16 protein-coding genes and 1 rRNA gene are annotated in these 16,166 nt (G+C 71.4%); all 17 read left to right on the forward strand.

Translation table 11 applies throughout. The annotated features are described in order from the left end of the window. Positions 1-25 precede the first annotated feature (25 nt). Positions 26-142: ribosomal RNA gene (gene rrf, locus AB2L57_RS07605) — 5S ribosomal RNA — on the forward strand. A 461-nt stretch (positions 143-603) separates the two neighbouring features. Next, the gene (locus tag AB2L57_RS07610) at positions 604-1,344 is read left to right on the forward strand and encodes a hypothetical protein (RefSeq protein WP_409048440.1); all 741 of its coding nucleotides are present in this window, start codon (positions 604-606) and stop codon (positions 1,342-1,344) included. Continuing rightward, the gene (locus AB2L57_RS07615) at positions 1,344-2,387 is read left to right on the forward strand and encodes an HAD-IIA family hydrolase (RefSeq protein ID WP_409048441.1); all 1,044 of its coding nucleotides are present in this window, start codon (positions 1,344-1,346) and stop codon (positions 2,385-2,387) included. The genes AB2L57_RS07610 and AB2L57_RS07615 overlap by 1 nt, the downstream gene beginning before the upstream one ends. A gap of 40 nt (positions 2,388-2,427) precedes the next feature. Beyond that, positions 2,428-2,607: a hypothetical protein gene (locus AB2L57_RS07620; RefSeq protein WP_409048442.1), complete on the forward strand. Its 180-nt coding sequence runs from the start codon at positions 2,428-2,430 to the stop codon at positions 2,605-2,607. Further along, a complete protein-coding gene (locus AB2L57_RS07625) occupies positions 2,604-3,413 on the forward strand; it encodes a TlyA family RNA methyltransferase (RefSeq protein WP_409048443.1) in 810 nt (269 codons plus the stop codon). Before AB2L57_RS07620 ends, AB2L57_RS07625 begins: the two co-directional genes overlap by 4 nt. After that, positions 3,410-4,348, forward strand: a complete 939-nt coding sequence (locus AB2L57_RS07630; RefSeq protein ID WP_409048444.1) for an NAD kinase — start codon at positions 3,410-3,412, stop codon at positions 4,346-4,348. The genes AB2L57_RS07625 and AB2L57_RS07630 overlap by 4 nt, the downstream gene beginning before the upstream one ends. Beyond that, positions 4,345-6,045 carry a DNA repair protein RecN gene (recN, locus tag AB2L57_RS07635; RefSeq protein WP_409048445.1) on the forward strand — a complete coding sequence of 567 codons (1,701 nt, stop codon included), beginning with the start codon at positions 4,345-4,347 and terminating at the stop codon, positions 6,043-6,045. The genes AB2L57_RS07630 and recN overlap by 4 nt, the downstream gene beginning before the upstream one ends. Before the next feature lie 14 nt (positions 6,046-6,059). After that, positions 6,060-7,757, forward strand: a complete 1,698-nt coding sequence (locus tag AB2L57_RS07640; protein ID WP_292814386.1) for a CTP synthase — start codon at positions 6,060-6,062, stop codon at positions 7,755-7,757. Continuing rightward, positions 7,750-8,391: an NUDIX domain-containing protein gene (locus AB2L57_RS07645; RefSeq protein ID WP_409048446.1), complete on the forward strand. Its 642-nt coding sequence runs from the start codon at positions 7,750-7,752 to the stop codon at positions 8,389-8,391. The genes AB2L57_RS07640 and AB2L57_RS07645 overlap by 8 nt, the downstream gene beginning before the upstream one ends. 7 nt (positions 8,392-8,398) lie before the next feature. Further along, positions 8,399-9,301, forward strand: coding sequence for a site-specific tyrosine recombinase XerD (gene xerD, locus AB2L57_RS07650; protein ID WP_409048447.1), 903 nt, complete (start codon positions 8,399-8,401; stop codon positions 9,299-9,301). A gap of 105 nt (positions 9,302-9,406) precedes the next feature. Beyond that, positions 9,407-10,315, forward strand: a complete 909-nt coding sequence (locus AB2L57_RS07655; protein ID WP_292814378.1) for a ParA family protein — start codon at positions 9,407-9,409, stop codon at positions 10,313-10,315. After that, positions 10,299-11,135, forward strand: a complete 837-nt coding sequence (locus AB2L57_RS07660; RefSeq protein WP_409048448.1) for a segregation and condensation protein A — start codon at positions 10,299-10,301, stop codon at positions 11,133-11,135. The genes AB2L57_RS07655 and AB2L57_RS07660 overlap by 17 nt, the downstream gene beginning before the upstream one ends. Then, positions 11,125-11,748: an SMC-Scp complex subunit ScpB gene (scpB, locus tag AB2L57_RS07665; RefSeq protein ID WP_409048449.1), complete on the forward strand. Its 624-nt coding sequence runs from the start codon at positions 11,125-11,127 to the stop codon at positions 11,746-11,748. The genes AB2L57_RS07660 and scpB overlap by 11 nt, the downstream gene beginning before the upstream one ends. 192 nt (positions 11,749-11,940) lie before the next feature. Then, positions 11,941-12,789 carry a pseudouridine synthase gene (locus AB2L57_RS07670; protein ID WP_409048450.1) on the forward strand — a complete coding sequence of 283 codons (849 nt, stop codon included), beginning with the start codon at positions 11,941-11,943 and terminating at the stop codon, positions 12,787-12,789. Then, the gene (locus AB2L57_RS07675; protein ID WP_409048451.1) at positions 12,786-13,901 is read left to right on the forward strand and encodes a prephenate dehydrogenase; all 1,116 of its coding nucleotides are present in this window, start codon (positions 12,786-12,788) and stop codon (positions 13,899-13,901) included. Before AB2L57_RS07670 ends, AB2L57_RS07675 begins: the two co-directional genes overlap by 4 nt. After that, entirely contained in the window at positions 13,894-14,604 is a 711-nt protein-coding gene (cmk, locus tag AB2L57_RS07680; protein ID WP_409048452.1) for a (d)CMP kinase, read from the forward strand. Before AB2L57_RS07675 ends, cmk begins: the two co-directional genes overlap by 8 nt. Beyond that, positions 14,594-16,114 (forward strand): ribosome biogenesis GTPase Der, encoded by a 1,521-nt coding sequence (gene der, locus AB2L57_RS07685; RefSeq protein ID WP_292814057.1) that lies wholly within the window; start codon positions 14,594-14,596, stop codon positions 16,112-16,114. Before cmk ends, der begins: the two co-directional genes overlap by 11 nt. The last annotated feature ends 52 nt before the right edge of the window (positions 16,115-16,166 follow it).

The raw sequence follows: 16,166 nt of genomic DNA on the forward strand, positions 1-16,166 counted from the left end.
TTGAACGATGAAACATCAATAGTGTTTCGGCGGCCATAGCGAGAGGGAAACGCCCGGTCACATTCCGAACCCGGAAGCTAAGCCTCTCAGCGCCGATGGTACTGCAGGGGGGACCCTGTGGGAGAGTAGGACACCGCCGGACTTCTTTCGAGAAATGGCCACCCAACGCTGGGTGGCCATTTCGCGTTAACGGGCCAGTGCGAGAGCGCTGTGTCACGGGAGGAAGATCACATCATGTCGGACGACGATCGACGCGACGAATCTGCGGACCCCACGAGAGGGCGTGGCCCCCGCGGCGGGCAACGACCGGGTGGCGGTCGTCCGGATTCGGACTCTCGTCAGCCGGCATCCTCGCGTCACCGGCGCGCGCCGCGGGGCGGCCGAGACGGTGACGCGCCGCGCAAGCCGTACGTGAAGCGAGACGGTGATGCGCCACGCAAGCCCTACGCGAAGCGTGACGGTGATGCGCCACGCAAGCCCTACGCGAAGCGTGACGGTGATGCGTCTCGCAAGCCGTACGAGAGGCGGGACGGCGGACGGCCCGACCGCCGCGACGGTGCGCGACCGCCCGCACGCGGTGCGATGGATTCCTCGCGGGAGGGCGTGAACCGTCACGGAGACCCTCTCCTGCCCGAGGAGATCACGGCGAGGGACCTGCACCCCGCGGCGCGCAACGAGCTGAAGACGCTGAGCAAGGAGAACGCCGATACCGTCGCCCGCCATCTGGCGATGGCATCACAGCTGATCGACGACGACCCCGCCCTGGCACACGAGCACGCCCTCGCCGCTTCCCGGCGGGCCGGTCGGGTCGCTGTCGTGCGGGAGTCTCTCGCGATCACGGCCTACGCGACGGGCGACTTCGCGCTCGCCCTGCGCGAACTCCGCACGTATCGCCGGATCTCCGGCAGTGACGATCAGATCGCTTTGATGGTCGACAGCGAACGCGGTGTGGGGCGTGCCGATCGTGCCCTCGAGGTCGGCCGCAGCGTGGACCGTGCCGCTCTGCCCGTGGACGCGCGCGTGGAGTTGGCGATCGCGATGTCGGGCGCGCGGCTCGACCTGGGAGAGACCGAGCGGGCGCTGCTCGAACTCGACATCCCGGAACTCGATCCCGATCGCGCTTTCGCGTGGAGCCCGGGTCTGTTCGCCGCGCGGGCCGCCGTGCTGGAAGAGCTCGGGCGGCTGGATGAGGCGGCGCTCTGGTCGCGGCGCGCGGCCGTCGCGGCGGAGGCGCTGGACGCGTCGGAGCCTGGCGAGGTGATCGAGGTTATAGAAGTCGAAGAAGAGGCCACCGATGGCGACGAGGCCGACGACGACGTGACGGACGCCGAAGGCGAGCGCTGATGGCGCTGTTCTCCCGCGCGCAGCCTGAGCGCACGCCGCTCGACGGCGTCGACGCCGTGCTCGCCGATCTTGATGGGGTGGTCTACGCCGGCCACAAGGCGTTGCCCTACGCGGTCGACTCGCTCACCGAAGCCGCGCGCACGCGTCGTCTCGGATACATCACGAACAACGCCTCGCGCACCGATGCGACCGTCGCCGCGCAGCTGCGCGAACTCGGCCTGCCCGCCGAGCCTGCGGACGTCATCACAAGCCCCCAGGCTGCGATGCGACTGCTGCGGGAACGTGTGGCACCCGGCGCCCGCATCCTCGTCGTGGGCGGCGAGGGGCTCGTGGTCGAGGTCGAGAAGGCGGGGTACGTCGTGACGCGCAGCGCGGACGACGCTCCTGCCGCGGTCGTGCAGGGCTTCGCGCCCGAAGTCGGCTGGGCTCAGCTGGCCGAGGCCGCCTACGCTCTGGCCGTGCCCGAGGACGAAGGCGGCATCCCGTGGATCGCCACGAACACCGACTGGACCATTCCGCAGGCACGCGGCATCGCGCCGGGAAACGGCACACTCGTCTCCGCGGTGCACACCGCGGTCGGACGTCTCGCCACCGTGGCGGGCAAACCGGAAACGCCCATCTTCGCCGAGGCGATCAGTCGCTTCGGCGCCGGCAGCCCGCTGTTCATCGGCGACCGCCTCGACACCGACATCCAGGGCGCCCAGAGCGCCGGCATCCCGTCCGTGCTCGTGCTCACCGGCATCGATCGGCCGAAGCACCTGCTGGCGGCGCCGCCGACGTCGCGCCCCGACTACATCGTCGGCGACCTTCGCGAGCTGCACACGCCCTATCCGCGGGTGCGCACGCGTGATCGCGACGGGGCAGTGTCGGTCGGCGATGCGACGGTACGCATCTCCGGCGCCGATGTCGAGATCGTGACCGAGGGCACGCGCCCGATCGATCTGCTTCGCGCCGGAGCGCACGCGATCTGGTCGTCCGGTCGCGCGATCTTCGGTCTCCGCGTGCCCGAGCAGCTCTACGCCGATCCGTTCCATCGGCCCTGATGCGGCCTCGGCGTCGCACCCTCGCCGTATCCTGGGGGGCGTGACCGACACCTCCGCCGGCAACGGCCCCGACGACAGCCTGGTCTCACGTCTCCGGGTCGTCGAGCAGCAGCCGCTCGGCGACCGCGCAGCAGCCTACGCGGTTCTGCACGAAGAGCTCAGCCGCGCGCTCGAGGGCTCGGGAACGCTGGCCGACCCCCGCGCCGGCGGGGCGCCGTGACGCAGCGGCTGGACGCCGCCCTCGCCGCTCGCGGCCTCGCTCGATCCCGCACCCACGCCGCCACACTCATCTCCGAGGGACTCGTCAGCGTCGACGGATCTGCTGTGGTGAAAGCATCCACCCGGGTCGAGGAGTCCGCCGAGATCGCGGTCGCCGGCGCGGACCACTACGTCAGCCGCGCCGCGCACAAGCTCCTGGCGGCGCTCGACGCCTTCTCGCTCGACCCCTCCGGTCGGGTCGCGCTGGATATGGGTGCCTCCACGGGCGGCTTCACCCAGGTGCTGCGGGAGCGCGGCGCAGATCCCGTCATCGCGGTCGATGTGGGGCACGGTCAGCTCGCCCCCTCGATTCGGGAGGACGCCGGCGTGATCGCCGTCGAGGGCTACAACGTGCGTGACATGGACCGCGCTTCGCTCGCTCAGGCGTGCGGCCGGTCCGACGCGCCCGAGCTGGTGACCGGCGACCTCTCCTTCATCTCGTTGCGGTACGTGCTGCCCGCGGTCGAGCGTACGGCTGGCCCGGACGCCGACATCCTGCTGCTGATCAAACCGCAGTTCGAAGTGGGCCGTACCGCCGTCAAGGGCGGTCTCGTCACCGATCCGGGCTTGCGCGCCGACGCCGTCTGCGGCGTGCTCTGGAGCGCGTGGGATGCGGGGCTGGGCACCCACGGGGTGATCGCCTCGCCCATCGTCGGCACCCACGGCAACGCCGAGTACGTCGCCTGGATGCGCGCGCGCGGCGACCGGGAGACGGGCAATCCGACAGAATGGATCAGCACGGTGAATCGACTGGCGGGAGTGGGATGACGGGCGCGCGCAACATCCTGGTCGTCGCCCATGCGCTGCGCGATGACACCGTCGCCGCCGCACTCCGGGTCGCCGAGGCCCTCGCCGCCGCAGGTGCCCGCCCGGTGCTGGCGGCGAGCGACCGCGTCGAGCTCGATGCGGTCATCGCGCGGGTGCCGACGACGGCGACGCTCGGCGTGGACGTCGCGGTCGGCGAGCTCGAGCTGGCCATCGTGCTGGGCGGTGACGGCACGATCCTGCGCGCCGCCGAGCTCGTGCGCGGCGGCACCGCCCCGGTGCTCGGCATCAACATGGGGCACGTCGGGTTCCTTGCCGAGATCGAACGCGACGACATGGACGACGCGGTGCGGCGCGCGATCTCGCGCGACTACGGCGTCGAACGGCGCATGGCCCTCGCCGTGCGGGTCGAAGACGCGTCCGACACGACGATCTACGAGACCTGGGCACTGAACGAGGCGACCGTCGAGAAGGCGAGCAGAGAGCGGATGCTGGAGGTCGTCGTCGCGATCGACGGTCGACCGCTGTCCACCTTCGGATGCGACGGGATGGTCGTCTCGACGCCGACCGGCTCGACCGCCTACAACTTCTCCGCCGGCGGTCCCGTGATCTGGCCGAGCGTCGAGGCGATCGCCGTCGTCCCGCTCTCGGCGCACGCCCTGTTCGCCAAGCCCCTCGTCGTCGGACCCGAGGCCTCGGTCGCGATCGAGGTCCTCGAGCGCACCAACGGCACCGGCATCCTGTGGTGCGACGGCCGCCGCTCGCACGATCTGCCCCCGGGGGCGCGTGTGGTCGTGCACCGCTCGGACGAGCCCGTGCGCCTGGCCCGCCTGCACCCGGCCGCGTTCACCGATCGCCTCGTCCGCAAGTTCCGTCTGCCCGTGACGGGGTGGCGCGGCCCGGCCGATCACATCGACCCCGCGGGGGGAGCGGCGTGATCGAGGAGATGCGGCTGCGGGGGTTCGGGGTGATCGCCGAGGCGACCCTGCCGCTCGGGCCAGGCTTCACGGCGATCACGGGCGAGACCGGCGCCGGCAAGACGATGGTCGTCAGCGGCCTCGGCCTGCTGCTCGGTCAGCGCGCCGATTCCGGGGTCGTCCGCTCGGGCGCCGCTCAGGCCGAGGTGACCGGGGTGTGGCTGGTGGCCGCCGAGGGCAGCGTCGCCGATCGGGTGCGCGAGGCGGGGGGAGACCTCGAACCCGCGGGCGCCGACCGGGCAGAGCTCTACATCGGGCGCACCGTCACGGCCGAGGGGCGCAGCCGGGCGAGCGTGGGCGGGCGCGCCGCCCCCGCCGGGGTGCTTGCCGATCTCGCCGACGACCTCGTCGTCGTGCACGGCCAGACGGACCAGCTGCGGCTGCGCTCACAGGCGGCTCAACGCGAGGCCCTCGATCGTTTCGGCGGAGACGAGGTGCGTGCGGCCCTCGCCTCCTACCGCGAGGCATGGCACCGCTGGCGCGGACTGAATGCCGAGGCGAGTGCTCTCGAAGCCGACCGCGACGCGCGCCTCGCCGAGGCGCAGGCCCTGCGCGAGGCGCTCGAGGAGATCGAGGCCGTCGCGCCGCAACACGGCGAAGACGCCGAGCTGTCGCAGCGTGCGGAGCGACTCGCGCACGTCGAGGAGCTGCGCGCCGCGGCGCTGACGGCGCGCGAGGCGCTGTCGTCCGAGGCCGATGCGATCGACGTCTCCGCCCTGGCCGGTGAGGCCCGGCGCGCGCTCGAGCGGGCCGGCGACCACGACGAGACGCTCGCGGGGCTCGCGGAGCAGGTCGCGGAGATCGGATTCCGAATCGCCGAAGTGGCCGGCGACCTCTCCGGCTACCTCGCCGATCTCGACGAGACCGGCCCGGCCGAGCTCGCCGCGATCGAAGACCGTCGTGCCGCGCTGTCGACGCTCATCCGCCATCACGGGACGTCGCTCGACGAGGTGATCGAGCTCGCGCGCACCGGTGGCGAACGCCTGCTCGAGCTCGATGGCGACGACGAGCGTGTCGCCGTCCTGCGCGAGCAGCGGGATGCTGCCGCCGCCGCCCTCGACGACGCCGCCGACCTGCTGACCCGGCGCCGTGCCGCGGCCGCCGCCGCCCTCGGCGACGCGGTGACCGAAGAGCTGCGCGCGCTCGCCATGCCCGATGCCCGGATGCAGGTCACGATCGCGCCGGGGACGCCCGGGCAGGACGGCCGCGACGAGGTCTCCCTTCTGCTCGCCCCGCATCCCGGGTCCGAGCCCCGCCCCGTCGCCAAGAGCGCATCGGGCGGGGAGCTCAGTCGCGTCATGCTGGCGATCGAGGTCGTCATCGCGTCGGTGGACCCGGTTCCCACGTTCGTGTTCGACGAGATCGATGCGGGGATCGGGGGAGCGGCGGCGATCGAGATCGGGCGTCGGCTCGCGCGCCTGGCCGCAGCATCCCAGGTCATCGTCGTCACGCACCTCGCGCAGGTGGCCGCGTTCGCCACCAATCACCTGTCCGTCGTGAAGGAGAACGACGGCTCGGTGACGGCATCCAGCGTGCGCCGCCTCGACGGCGCGGATCGCGAGGCCGAGATGGCGCGGCTGCTGTCGGGACTGCCCGACTCGGCCGCGGCGCTCGAGCATGCGCGGGAGCTGCTCGAGCTGGCGCCCGCGGGCGCCTGATAGGATCGAAGCCCGTGGCGGACACAGCATCGGGAACATCGAACGGCATCACCAAGCACATCTTCGTGACGGGTGGTGTCGTCTCCTCTCTGGGCAAAGGTCTGACCGCCGCCAGCCTCGGAAACCTTCTCACCGCGCGCGGTCTGCGCGTGGTCATGCAGAAGCTCGACCCGTATCTGAACGTCGATCCGGGCACGATGAACCCGTTCCAGCACGGCGAGGTCTTCGTGACCGACGACGGCGCCGAGACCGACCTCGACATCGGGCACTACGAGCGGTTCCTCGACATCGACCTCGGCCAGTCGGCGAACGTGACGACGGGGCAGATCTACTCGCAGGTGATCGCGCGCGAGCGGCGCGGGGAGTATCTGGGCGACACGGTGCAGGTGATCCCGCACATCACGGACGAGATCAAGCGCCGCATGCGCCTGCAGGCCGACGAGGATCCCCAGCCGGACGTCATCATCACCGAGATCGGCGGCACGGTCGGCGACATCGAATCCCAGCCCTTCATCGAATCCGCGCGCCAGATCCGCCACGAGCTCGGCCGCGGCAACGTCTTCTTCGTGCACGTCTCCCTCGTGCCGTTCATGGGCGCGTCCGGTGAGCAGAAGACCAAGCCGACCCAGCATTCCGTCGCGACGCTGCGCTCGATCGGCATCCAGCCCGACGCGCTCGTGCTGCGCAGCGACCGCCCCGTCACCGAGTCCAACAAGCGCAAGATCGCGCTCATGTGCGACGTCGACGAGGATGCGGTCGTCAACGCGGTCGACGTGCCGAGCATCTACGACATCCCCACGATGCTGCACGAGCAGGGACTGGACGCCTACCTCGTCCACGCCCTCGGACTCGGCCACGCGGGCGACGTGGACTGGTCGCGTTGGCAGCGGGTGCTGAGCGCCGTGCACAACCCCAAGCACGAGGTCACGATCGGCCTCGTCGGCAAGTACATCGACCTGCCCGACGCCTATCTCTCGGTCACCGAGGCGATCAAGGCGGGCGGGTTCGCGCACGAGACCCACGTGTCGCTGCGCTGGATCCCCTCCGACCTCTGCGAGACGCCCGAGGGGGCCGCGAAGGCCCTCGCCGACGTCGACGGCATCTGCGTGCCGGGCGGCTTCGGCATCCGGGGCATCGAGGGCAAGCTCGGCGCCCTTCGCTTCGCCCGCGAGCAGGGGATCCCGACGCTCGGGCTGTGTCTGGGCCTGCAGTGCATGGTCATCGAGTACGCGCGCAACAAGGCGGGGCTCGCGGGCGCGTCCTCGAGCGAATTCGACCCCGACACCGAGTTTCCGGTCATCGCGACGATGGCCGAGCAGGTCGACATCATCGCCGGCGGCGATCTCGGCGGCACGATGCGGCTCGGTCTCTACACGGCCGATCTGCGCGAGGGGTCGCTGGCGGCCGAGCTGTACGGTGCGCCGCAGGCGTCGGAGCGTCACCGTCACCGGTACGAGGTCAACAACGCCTACCGCGACCGTCTGGCCGAGACCGGCCTGATCTTCTCGGGACTCTCGCCGGATCGCAACCTGGTCGAGTACGTCGAGCTGCCTCGCGACGTGCATCCCTTCTACGTCGCCACGCAGGCCCACCCCGAGCTGCGCTCGCGTCCCACGGCTCCGCACCCGCTGTTCCGCGGCCTGGTCGGGGCGGCGCTCGAGCGCCATCGCTCGAGCGAGCTCTTCGACGTGGAGCAGGGCGCGGATGCCTGAGCCCACCGCCGTGCCGGAGCACACGGTCCCCGCGTCATCGGCTCGCGACCTGCGTGAGCTGCGCGACGAGCCGCTCGAGGTGCCGATCACCGCCAGCGACGTCGTGTTCGACGGCCGGGTGTGGGATGTCCGGCGCGACGAGTTCGTCTACAACGGCGAGTCCACGGTGCGGGACTACGTCGACCACACGGGCGCCGTCGCGGTCGTCGCGATCGACGACGAGGGCCGCGTCCTCCTGCTGCAGCAGTATCGGCATCCGATCCGCTCCCGCGACTGGGAGATCCCGGCCGGACTGCTCGATGTGCGGGGCGAGGCGCACGTCGACACCGCCCGCCGCGAGCTGGCCGAGGAGGCCGACCTCGTCGCGGCGTCGTGGGAGCCGCTGATCAGCATCCGCACCACCCCCGGCGGCAGCGACGAGACGGTGCACATCTTCCTCGCCCGCGAGCTTGCCGCCGCCCCCGAGGTGCACGCGCGCGAAGCGGAGGAGGCCGACATCCGCCTCGAGTGGGTCGACCTCGATGTCGCCGTGTCGGCGGTCCTCGAGGGGCGCATGCACAATGCGATCCTCGCGGTCGGCGTGCTCACCGCGGCCGAGCGCCTGCGTCGCGCGGGCGGATCCGCGGGGCAGTAGGCGCCGCGTGCGCGTCGACCGGGCGATCTCGGCGTACCTGCGCCACGTGTCGGTCGAGCGGGGGCTGTCGGAGCACACCCTCGCCGCGTACCGGCGCGACCTGGCCGAGTACTCCGCGTGGCTCGCCGCCGACGGCATCGACGACACCGCGCAGATCACCCCCGAGGTGGTCTCTCGGTACGCGGCCGCGGCGGCATCGACCGAGCCGAGACCTGCCGCGTCGAGCCTCGCGCGCAGGCAGTCCTCGGTGCGGGGCCTGCACCGCTTTCTCGCGCGAGAGGGTATCGAGACCGACGACCCGTCGGCGCGGCTGCGCCCGCCCAAGGCCGCGCAGCGCCTGCCCAAAGCCCTGACGATCGATCAGGTCGCGGCGCTCGTGCAGGCCCCGCCGGCCGATGACCCGATCGGAGTGCGCGACCGGGCCCTGCTCGAACTGCTGTACGCGACGGGCGCGCGGGTCTCCGAGGCCGTGGGGCTGGATGTCGACGACCTCGCGCACGGCGAGGCGCTGCGGCTGCGCGGCAAGGGCGGTAAGGAGCGCATCGTGCCGATCGGATCGTACGCGCGTGACGCGGTGGATGCCTACCTCACCCGTGTGCGGCCGGCGCTCGCCGCGAGGGGCCGGGCGACACCGCGGCTCTTCCTCGGTGCGCGCGGGGCGCCGCTGTCGCGGCAGAGCGCCTGGCTGGTGCTGCAGGCGGCGGCCGAGCGGGCGGGGCTGGCCGCGCACGTGTCGCCGCACACGCTGCGGCACTCCTTCGCGACGCATCTGCTGCAGGGCGGTGCGGACGTGCGTGTCGTGCAGGAGCTGCTCGGGCACGCCTCCGTGGCGACGACCCAGATCTACACGCACGTCACGGTCGACGCGCTGCGCGACGTGTACGCCGGAGCGCATCCCCGCGCGCGCTGACGTCGGCGCGGGGCGGCTCGGTGGGGTGCGCCGAGGTCGGGACGCGCGCGGGCGGCATGCCGCCCCGGCCCCGGCGGGCCCACGTGACTAGAATCGACCGAGGTCATGGACAAGTCAGGAGTATCGGTGGCGGGCAGCGCGCGAGGCACGAAGAGGGCCTCCTCCGGCGACGACGCACCCGTCGGCGCCACCGGCCGCCCCTACCGGGGATTTCCCACCCCGCCGCCGCTCGACGCGCACGGTCCGGCCCGCATCATCGCCCTCTGCAACCAGAAGGGCGGGGTCGGCAAGACCACGACGACGATCAACCTCGCGGCGGCCCTCGCCAGCTACGGGCGGCGGGTGCTGGCCGTGGACTTCGATCCTCAGGGGGCCCTGTCGGCCGGGCTCGGCATCCAGACCCACGACGTGCCCACCGTGTACGATCTGCTGCTCGACACCAAGCGCGACCCCGCAGATGCCATCGTGCACTCGCACGTCGAGAACCTCGACGTGCTGCCGGCCAACATCGACCTGTCGGCCGCCGAGGTGCACCTGGTCAACGAGGTCGCCCGCGAGACGATCCTCTCGCGCGTGCTGCGCAAGGTCGCCGGCGACTACGACGTCATCCTCATCGACTGCCAGCCCTCGCTCGGCCTGCTCACCGTCAACGCGCTCACCGCGAGCCATGGCGTGCTGATCCCACTCGAGTGCGAGTTCTTCGCGCTGCGCGGTGTCGCGCTGCTGATCGAGACGATCGACAAGGTGCGCGACCGCCTCAACCCGGCGATCGAGCTCGACGGCGTGCTGGCGACGATGTACGACCCGCGCACGCTGCACTCGCGCGAGGTGCTCGAGCGGGTGGTCGAGGCCTTCGGCGACGACGTGCTCGAGACCGTCATCGGACGCACCGTGAAGTTCCCCGACGCGTCCGTGTCGGGTGTGCCGATCATCGAGTTCGCGCCGGAGCACTCCGCCGCCCAGGCGTACCTCCGTCTCGCGCGCGAGCTGGTCGCCCGTGGCGACGTCGCCTGATCCCGCGCACGACGCGCCGGATGCCGAAGACCCCGGCGACGCCGGATTCCGGGTCTCGCTCGAGGGTTTCGACGGTCCGTTCGACCTGCTGCTGAACCTCATCTCCAAGCACGAGCTCGACATCACCGAGGTCTCGCTCAGTACCGTCACCGATGAGTTCATCGCCTACCTGCGCGGGCTCGACCCCGACGAAGAGCTCGAGCAGGCCAGCGAGTTCCTCGTGGTCGCCGCGACCCTGCTCGATATGAAGGTGGCGGGGCTGCTGCCCCAGGGCGAGCTCGTCGACGCCGAATCGGTCGCGCTGCTCGAGGCGCGCGATCTGCTCTTCGCCCGGCTGCTGCAGTATCGCGCATTCAAGCAGGTCTCGGGATGGTTCGCGTCGCGCCTGCAGGCCGAGGACACCCGGCACACCCGCGCGGTGCGGCTCGATGAGAAGTACCGCGCCCGCGTGCCCGACCTGGTCTGGACGCTGAGTCTCGACGACTTCGCAGCCCTCGCGCTGCTCGCCTTCGCGCCGCGCGAGATCCCGCACGTCGGGCTCGACCATCTGCACGCGCCGCTGGTCAGCATCCGCGAGCAGGCCGCCGTCGTCGTGACGCTGCTGCGCGGCGCCGAGACGCTGACCTTCCGCGAGCTCGTCGCCGGCGCAGGTCAGCCCGGCGTCGTCGTCGCGCGCTTCCTCTCCGTCCTCGAGCTCTACCGCCACGCCGCGCTGTCCTTCGAGCAGCTCGAGCCACTCGGAGAGCTCACCCTCCGCTGGACCGCCGAGCACTGGTCCGACGAAACCCTTGCGAGCCTGGGGGCCGACTATGACCGATGACCGTGTACGGGATGCCGGGACCGCCGGCACCGGATCCGCCGCTGCGGCTGCGGCGACAGCATCCGTCGCCCGTCGCCTCGAGGCGATCCTGCTGATCGTCGAGGAGCCGCAGAGCCTCGTGAGCCTTGCGACCGCGGTGGCGGCACCCGTCGCCGCCGTGCGCCAGGCGATCGAGGGTCTCGTGGAGGACTACGACGGTCGTGCCGGGGGACCGCGGCGCGGGTTCGAGCTGCGCGAGGTGGGCGGTGGGTGGCGGCTGTACGTGCGCGAAGAGCACGATGATCTGGTGAGCGACTTCGTCAACACGCAGGCGCCGTCGCGGCTGTCGCAGGCCGCGCTCGAGACCCTCGCCGTGATCGCCTACAAGCAGCCCGTCACCCGCGGGCAGGTGGCGTCGATCCGTGCCGTGAACGTCGATTCGGTGGTGCGAACGCTGCTTGCGCGGGGCCTCATCACCGAGGTGTTCACCGACGCCGACACGGGTGCGATCCACTACGGCACGACCGACGCGTTGCTGGTGAACCTCGGCATCAATTCGCTCGACGAGCTGCCGCCGATCTCGCCGCTGCTCGATGACGGCGCGGACGGCTTCGATGAGACGGTGCCGCGGTGAGCCTCGATGTCCCACTTTCTGTCGCTCTGGCGGACTCTGGGCGACAGAATTTGGGACACCATTCCTCAGCACCGGGCGGCAGGGTGGGGGATGTCCCACCTTCTGTCGCTCTTACGGCCGCTGAGCGACGAAAAGTGGGACACCATCCCGGAGGGCGGGCGGCGATCAGCGAGCGAGCAGGAGGAGGACACGATGAATGAGGCGCACGGCGAGCAGGAGAGGGGGCAGGATGCTGCCACCGACGGCGTGCGGCTGCAGAAGGTGCTGGCGAACGCCGGTGTCGCCTCGCGGCGGGTGAGCGAGCAGCTGATTCTCGAGGGTCGCGTGCGGGTGAACGGCGAGGTCGTCGACGAGCTCGGCTCGCGCATCGATCCCGAGACCGACCTCGTCGACGTCGACGGCACCGCGATCCAGCTCGATGCGTCCAAGCGCTACGTGATGCTGAACAAGCCGACCGGCGTCGTCAGCTCGATGAGCGACGACCGGGGCCGGCCCGACCTGCGTCGCTTCACGACGGACTGGCCCGAGCGCCTCTACAACGTCGGGCGGCTCGACGCGGAGACGAGCGGGCTGCTGATCCTCACCAACGACGGCGGGCTCGCCCACGTGCTCGCGCATCCGAGCTTCGGCGTGACCAAGGTCTACATCGCCAAGGTCGCGGGGCGCGTTCTGCCGCAGACGATCGCCCGCCTGACCCGCGGGGTCGAGCTCGAGGACGGCCCCATCGCCGCGGACAAGGCTCGGCTGCTGGACGCCTCGGGGTCCTCGAGCCTCGTCGAGCTGACGCTGCACTCGGGGCGCAACCGCATCGTGCGACGAATGATGGCCGAGGTCGGCCACCCCGTGCGCGAGCTCGTGCGGCGCCAGTTCGGCCCACTGCACCTGGGAACCCTCCCAGCGGGCAGGACGCGGGAGTTGACTAAGGTAGAGCGCGGTGCGCTTCTGACTCTCGCGCGCCGCGATCCTGCCCCCGGCGCCGATCTCGCCGCCGAAGAGCCGCCGTCGAGCGGCCCGGGCGGAACCCCCAGGAGATCTGAGTGACCGACATCCATGCCCCGCGGATCGCCGCGCGCACAACGGGACCCGTCCGCGTCGTCGGCGCGGGCCTGCTCGGCGCGAGCGTGGGCCATGCGCTCGCCGCCCGCGGCATCGACGTCGCGCTCGCCGACACCTCGCCTGCGCAGCTGCGTCTCGCGATCGACTACGGCGCCGGCCGCGCCGCGCGCGAGGACGACGCCCCCGCGCTGGTCGTGGTGGCGGTGCCGCCCGATGTCACCGCGAATGTCATCGCCGCCGAGCTCGCCCGTCACCCCGGTGCGGTCGTCACCGATGTCGCGAGTGTCAAGCTCGAGCCCTACCTCGAGCTGCGGCGCCGCGGCGTCGATCTGACCCGCTACATCGGCTCGCATCCGCTCGCGGGGCGCGAGCGCGGCGGCGCGATCTCGGCCCGCTCCGACCTGTTCGTCGGCCGGCCGTGGGTCGTGTGCCGCGACGAGGAGACCTCCCGCGAAGACCTCGCGCTCGTCGAGGGACTCGCCCTCGACCTCGGCGCGACGCCGATCGAGATGACGCCCGAGGAGCACGACCGCTCGGTCGCGCTCGTCTCGCACGTGCCGCAGATCGTCGCAAGCCTGCTCGCCGCTCGCCTCCGTGAGGCCCCTGACACCGCGCTCTCGCTCGCCGGTCAGGGCGTGCGCGACACGACCCGCATCGCGGCGTCGGCGCCCGAGCTGTGGGTGCAGATCCTCGGCGCGAACGCGGCGCCCGTCGTCGACATCCTGGATCTTCTGAGCACCGACCTCGCGCAGGTCGCCGACGCTCTGCGGGCACCGGATGCCGCCGGCTCGCGCCGGGCCGTGGCCGACACCATCCGGCGGGGAAACGAAGGCGTCGAGCGTCTGCCCGGCAAACACGGCCAGAACCGCCGGTTCGAGCAGATCGTCGTCATGGTCGACGACACTCCGGGCCAGCTCGGTCGCCTGTTCGGCGAGCTGGGCGAGCTCGAGGTGAACGTCGAGGATCTGCGCCTGGAGCACTCGCCCGGCGCGCAGTTCGGTCTCGCCGAGATCAGCGTCGCCCCGGCGGCGGTGGCGCGCGCGGTGACGGGACTGGAAGAGCGGGGATGGCGGATTGCGAGCACCGGACATGACTGAGATCGAATCGAACACCGCCGCGGGCGACGCACAGATCGTCGTCGCGATCGACGGCCCCGCAGGCAGCGGCAAGTCGAGCGTGGCCAAGCAGGCCGCCCGCCGGCTCGGTTTCGGCTACCTCGACACCGGCGCCGCCTACCGGGCTCTCGCCTGGCACATCCTGGCGCGCGGTGCCGACACCTCCGACTCATCGGACGTGCTCGACGCGTCCGGAGATTTCGACTTCGCGATCTCGACCGACCCGGGCGACTACTGGGTGCGCGTGGGCGACGTCGATGTGACCGAGGCGATCCGCGAACCGCGGGTGACGGATGCTGTCAGCGGTGTCGCCCGCGTGCCCGCGATCCGGCAGGCGGTCAACGGCCTGTTCCGGCAGATCATGGCGAACGCGCCGCGGGGGATCGTCGTCGAGGGTCGCGACATCACGACCGTCGTCGCCCCGGACGCGCCCGTGCGCCTGCTGCTCACGGCGGCGCCGGAGGTGCGCGCGGCGCGGCGCAGCGCGGAGCTGACCGGGCACGACGTGGCCTCGGTGGCCGCGGCGCTCAGCCGACGCGATGCCTCCGACTCTGCGGTGGTGGATTTTCTCACCGCCGCCCCCGGGGTCGACGTCGTCGACTCCACCGACCTGGATTTCGAACAGACCGTCGACGCCGTCCTGGCGGTCGTCGACACGAAAGTGGGAGTGCGCGATGGGCGCTGACGACTACGAGGGCGCACCCGACAACCTCGCCGAGAAGCTCGCTGAGCTCGATCCCGAGTTGGTCGAGCAGCGCGCCGCGACGCTGCGGGCATCGCTGTCGGACTACGACCTCGACGAGGACGATGCCGCCCTGCTGGCGGGGCTTGAGAGCGGGATCGACGGCATCGAGTTTCTGCCGGCGCTGCCCGTGGTGGCGATCGTGGGTCGACCCAACGTGGGCAAGTCCGCGCTCGTGAACCGCATCCTCGGCCGCCGCGAGGCCGTCGTCGAGGACACCCCGGGCGTCACGCGCGACCGCGTGACCTACAAGGCCGAGTGGATGGACCGACGCTTCTCGCTCGTCGACACCGGCGGCTGGGAGCCCGACGCCCGCGGGATCGACGCCTCCGTCGCCGCTCAGGCCGAGGTTGCGATCGACCTGTGCGATGTCGTCATGTTCGTCGTCGACGCGATGGTGGGTGCGACATCCACCGACGAGAGCGTCGTGAAGCTGCTGCGCCGCAGCGGCAAGCCCGTCTTCCTCGTGGCGAACAAGATCGATGACGCCCGGCAGGAGCCCGAGGCCGCCGCGCTGTGGAACCTGGGCCTGGGCGAACCCCACCCCGTCTCGGCGATCCATGGCCGCGGGGTGGCGGACCTGCTCGATGAGGTCATGAAGGTACTGCCCGAGGTCTCGGCGGTCGCGAAGAACGAGATCGGCGGCCCGCGCCGTGTGGCGATCCTCGGACGCCCCAACGTCGGCAAGTCGTCGCTGCTGAACAAGGCCGCGGGTGAGGAGCGGGTCGTCGTCAACGAGCTCGCCGGAACCACGCGCGACCCCGTCGACGAAGTCGTGGAGCTGGGCGGCAAGCTGTGGCGGCTGGTCGACACCGCCGGCATCCGACGCCGTGTGCATCTGCAGCAGGGCGCCGACTTCTATGCGTCGCTGCGCACGTCGACCGCGCTCGAGAAGGCAGAGGTCGCCGTCGTCGTGCTCGATGTCTCGCAGCCGATCAGCGAGCAGGACGTCCGCATCATCGACATGGTGCTCGAGTCGGGGCGCGCGCTCGTGCTCGCCTTCAACAAGTGGGATCGCCTCAGCGACGACGACATGGAGAACGCCGATCGCCGCCGCTACCTCGAGCGCGAGATCGAGCAGGACCTCGCGCACGTGGCGTGGGCGCCGCGCGTCAACATCTCGGCGCGCACCGGCCGCCACCTCGAGAAGCTCGTTCCGGCTCTCGAGACCGCCCTGGACTCGTGGGATCAGCGCATCCCGACCGGCAAGTTCAACGCGTTCCTCTCCGAGCTCGTCGCCGAGCACCCGCACCCGCTGCGCGGCGGCAAGCAGCCGCGCATCCTCTTCGGCACGCAGGCTACGACCCGGCCGCCGACGTTCGTGCTGTTCACCACCGGGTTCCTCGACCCGGGGTACCGCCGGTTCATCCAGCGGCGCCTGCGCGAGCTGTTCGGGTTCGAGGGGTCGCCCATCGTGATCAACATGCGCGTGCGGGAGCGTCGCCAGCGCTGACCGCCGCGCGGGGGCACTGCTCTCGGGCTCAGATGCACGAGAGGCGGTGCCC

This window comes from Microbacterium sp. HA-8 (assembly GCF_046111165.1).
Lineage (GTDB): Bacteria > Actinomycetota > Actinomycetes > Actinomycetales > Microbacteriaceae > Microbacterium.

What these genes read in the sequence shown, in the direction of transcription:
- AB2L57_RS07615 (WP_409048441.1), top strand. Translation starts at nt 1,344, where the DNA reads ATGGCGCTGTTCTCCCGCGCGCAGCCTGAGCGCACGCCGCTCGACGGC.
- scpB (WP_409048449.1), top strand. Translation starts at nt 11,125, where the DNA reads ATGACCGATGACCGTGTACGGGATGCCGGGACCGCCGGCACCGGATCC.
- cmk (WP_409048452.1), top strand. Translation starts at nt 13,894, where the DNA reads ATGACTGAGATCGAATCGAACACCGCCGCGGGCGACGCACAGATCGTC.
- der (WP_292814057.1), top strand. Translation starts at nt 14,594, where the DNA reads ATGGGCGCTGACGACTACGAGGGCGCACCCGACAACCTCGCCGAGAAG.
- AB2L57_RS07630 (WP_409048444.1), top strand. Translation starts at nt 3,410, where the DNA reads ATGACGGGCGCGCGCAACATCCTGGTCGTCGCCCATGCGCTGCGCGAT.
- AB2L57_RS07670 (WP_409048450.1), top strand. Translation starts at nt 11,941, where the DNA reads ATGAATGAGGCGCACGGCGAGCAGGAGAGGGGGCAGGATGCTGCCACC.
- AB2L57_RS07645 (WP_409048446.1), top strand. Translation starts at nt 7,750, where the DNA reads ATGCCTGAGCCCACCGCCGTGCCGGAGCACACGGTCCCCGCGTCATCG.
- AB2L57_RS07655 (WP_292814378.1), top strand. Translation starts at nt 9,407, where the DNA reads ATGGACAAGTCAGGAGTATCGGTGGCGGGCAGCGCGCGAGGCACGAAG.